At 32.7% G+C, this 3,449-nt stretch carries 3 protein-coding genes and 1 pseudogene; all 4 read left to right on the top strand.

Annotation, left to right across the window (positions count from 1 at the left end; translation table 11 throughout):
- Window positions 1–346, top strand: a pseudogene (locus ACM55F_RS18730) (IS1182 family transposase); the annotation flags it as partial.
- A 171-nt stretch (window positions 347–517) separates the two neighbouring features.
- Window positions 518–826 (top strand): helix-turn-helix domain-containing protein, encoded by a 309-nt coding sequence (locus ACM55F_RS18725; RefSeq protein ID WP_416855324.1) that lies wholly within the window; start codon window positions 518–520, stop codon window positions 824–826.
- A gap of 3 nt (window positions 827–829) precedes the next feature.
- Complete coding sequence (locus ACM55F_RS18720) at window positions 830–2,209, top strand: DNA cytosine methyltransferase (protein ID WP_416855323.1); 1,380 nt, start codon at window positions 830–832, stop codon at window positions 2,207–2,209.
- A 2-nt stretch (window positions 2,210–2,211) separates the two neighbouring features.
- Complete coding sequence (locus ACM55F_RS18715; protein WP_416855322.1) at window positions 2,212–3,276, top strand: hypothetical protein; 1,065 nt, start codon at window positions 2,212–2,214, stop codon at window positions 3,274–3,276.
- Window positions 3,277–3,449 lie beyond the last annotated feature (173 nt).

Here is a 3,449-nt window from a genome sequence, read left to right as displayed (position 1 = left end):
AAATAATTATGAAATCTACCGCAGACGGCAAGCCATAGTAGAACATCCTTACGGTGTCATAAAACGCCAATGGGACTTTTATTATATCATGACAAAGAAAACCATCAAACACGCCTCGGCTGATGTTGGCCTGATTTTTTCAGCATACAACTTACGCCGGATTTTTAATTTGATTGACCAAAATCTACTAAAACAATATTTAAAAGTATTGGCTCAATATTTTGAGGTTCTGACAACCCTTTTTAACACTTTTTACGCATTATTTTCTTTTAAGAAGCAGAAAGTGACTTTTCTTAAAAAGAATTTTAATTGTAGTTTAAATCCCATATATTTACTAACCCATTAACCAAATTGAGTTCGTTTGGAGGTTTTTAGACGAACTGACGTTATGTGACACCCCTGAAAAACGTAAATTCAAGCATATTTGTTCTTAACCACAGAAAAGCGATACTCAAAATTTGCATAATTAAAAATGACAACTTACATTTGACAAATGTTGTCAAGTAAAATTATTCATATGAAAACAGTCGGACAAATAATCAGAGCAAAAAGAGAAAGTTTAGGTTTGCTACTTCGACAAGTAGCGTCTTATCTCGACATTGACCAAGCTATTTTAAGCAAAATTGAACGTAACGAACGTAAACCAACTAAGGACAATATTATTAAACTTGCTGAAATACTTAAACTTGATAAAGAAGATTTATTAATTCAGTTTATTAGTGACAGAATTGCTTACGAAATAGCAGATGAAGATTGTGCAAGTAAAGTCTTAAAAGTTGCCGAGCAAAAAGTAAGGTATTTAAAGTCTAACATTGTAAAAAACTAAACTATGCACACAGAAACAATAGAAGCAGAATTAAGCATAGTACAAGAACCACAATTAGATTTTTTATATTATCCGAAAACAAGTCTAAAAACAACTAAAGAAGGAGAAAAAGAAACATTAAATGTTCTTTCGCTCTTTTCAGGCTGTGGAGGAATGGACTTAGGTTTTGAAGGCGGTTTTTCTGTTTTACAACAATCAGTTAACGAAATTCTTACACCACATTTTATTGACAGAAAATTAAAAAACGGTTTTGTTCAACTAAAAAAAACAAAATTTAAAACTGTTTTTGCAAACGATATATTATTAGATGCAAGAAATGCTTGGGTTAATCATTTCGTAAAAAAAGGCCATAATGCAGAAGATTTTTATAAAGAAAGTATTGTTGATCTAGTAAAAATGTATCGTAATGGCGTAAATGTTTTTCCAGAAGACGTAGATGTCGTTACGGGCGGATTTCCTTGCCAAGACTTTAGCGTTGCAGGAAAAAGAAAGGGCTTTACTTCACACAAAAATCACAAAGGAGAACTTATAGAAGAAAAAACCGCTTCAGAAAAAGAAATAGCTTCAGCTGAAACACGTGGACAACTTTATATGTGGATGAAAGAAGTGATTGAAATTACTCAACCAAAAATTTTTATTGCTGAAAATGTAAAAGGACTTGTAAATCTTGGCGATGTAAAATCAATAATCCAAAATGATTTTTCATCAGCAAACGGAAACGGTTATATTGTTCTGAATCCACAAGTTTTACATTCGGCAGATTTTGGAGTTTCTCAATCAAGAGAAAGAGTAATATTTATTGGAATTAAAAAATCTGCATTGAAAGCATCTGCATTAGCAGAATTAGAAAAAGAAATCATTTCGGAGCAATATAATCCTTACCCAAAACCTACTCATTCTTATACAGTTGAAGGAGAGAATTTAAAACATTTTGTTCAGTTAAAAGATGTTTTCAAACATTTAGAAGAACCAGAAAAAACAGAAGATTTATCCCAAAGATTTTACTCAAAAGCTAAATTTATGGGTAAACATTGCCAAGGACAAACTGAAATAAAACTTCCAAGCATATCACCAACAATTCGTTCCGAACATCACGGAAATATTGAATTTAGAAGACTTTCAAAAGAAAATGGGGGACTGATAGAAAGTGAATTAAACAAAGGACTAAAAGAAAGGAGATTGACCGTACGAGAATGTGGTTTAATTCAAACTTTTCCGCCCGATTACGATTTTGTTATTGAAAACAAAAATGGTCGAAAAGGTTCCTTTTTGGTAAGTCCATCACAAGCATATAAAATTATTGGTAACGCAGTTCCACCACTTTTAGCATTCAATTTGGCTAAAAGAATTGAAGATATTTGGGACTTATATTTTAAAAAGTAAGAATGATAGTTTCAGTAAATTCAGACCCAAACAGAAGTGAATTTGATTTGTTGCTTAATTCAACAATTTCAGAACTTAATGTACACGCTCAAAAATCTTCTCAAAAAGTAGCTACTCTTTTAGGTAGAAATTTAGAACCTTATGTGAGAGATGTAATGACAGATTTAGCTGTAGGAACGGTTTTTGAAAATTCAATTGAGTTAATTGGTGGGCAAAAATTCCCTGATATTGTTGCGAAAAAATATTATGGAATTGAAGTAAAAACGACAACCCAAAATCATTGGAAAACTACAGGAAATAGTGTTTTAGAAGGTACAAGAGTTGATAGTGTTGAACGTATTTTTATGCTGTTTGCTAAATTAGCAAGTCCGATAGAATTTCGTTGTCGTCCATATGAAGAAGTACTTTCCGAAGTTGTGGTAACACATTCACCACGTTATTTGATTGATATGAATTTGGAAAAAGGCAACACCATTTTTGATAAAATCAAAACGCCTTACGATAGTTTGAGAAAAAATGAAAACCCAATCAGACCAATTGTTGACTACTACAAAAGCAAACTAAAACCAGGTGAAGAACTTTGGTGGATGGATGCAGAAAACGACAGTAAACCAAGTAATATTGTTATCAAAATTTGGAATAATTTATCTTTAAAGGAAAAGCAAGAACTGAAAAATCGAGCTATGGTTTATTTCCCCGAACTTTTTGGAAATAAAGGCGACAAATTTGGAAGACTTGCAATTTGGCTAGTAACACGTGAAGCTGTTATTTGCCCTAATGTTAGAGATTTATTTACAGCAGGAGGAAAAAGAGATTACACAATTGGAAATGAAATCTATCCGAAAGTTCCACGAATATTTTTAAACTTGTTTGACAATATTCCTACTATTGTTGAAACTATTATGCAAACATCAGCTTTTGAACTTTCTGAATATTGGGAAACCAAAACAACTGACAAAACCAAACTATTCGATTGGATTGACTTGGTTGCAGAACACGCTAAAAAAATTCAAGACGCAAAACATTTAAACGTTAAACAAATATTAACCGAATTAGTACTAAAATAACCAATACAAACGAAAACAAATTGATGAACACCTGAACCAAAAAAAGGGGCGATCACATAATCGAGTAGACGGCTCCGCTAGAAACTAACGGAGTGCGCCTCTCACACCACCGTACGTACGGGTCTCGTATACGGCGGTTCGCAAAGTGATGGGTTGAGTTCCATGTAAATCTC

The sequence above is a fragment of the Flavobacterium melibiosi genome, from assembly GCF_048158545.1.
GTDB classification, from domain to species: domain Bacteria; phylum Bacteroidota; class Bacteroidia; order Flavobacteriales; family Flavobacteriaceae; genus Flavobacterium; species Flavobacterium melibiosi.
The sequence above is the reverse complement of the archived record's forward strand: the minus strand, read 5'-3'. Positions and strand labels throughout refer to the sequence as shown.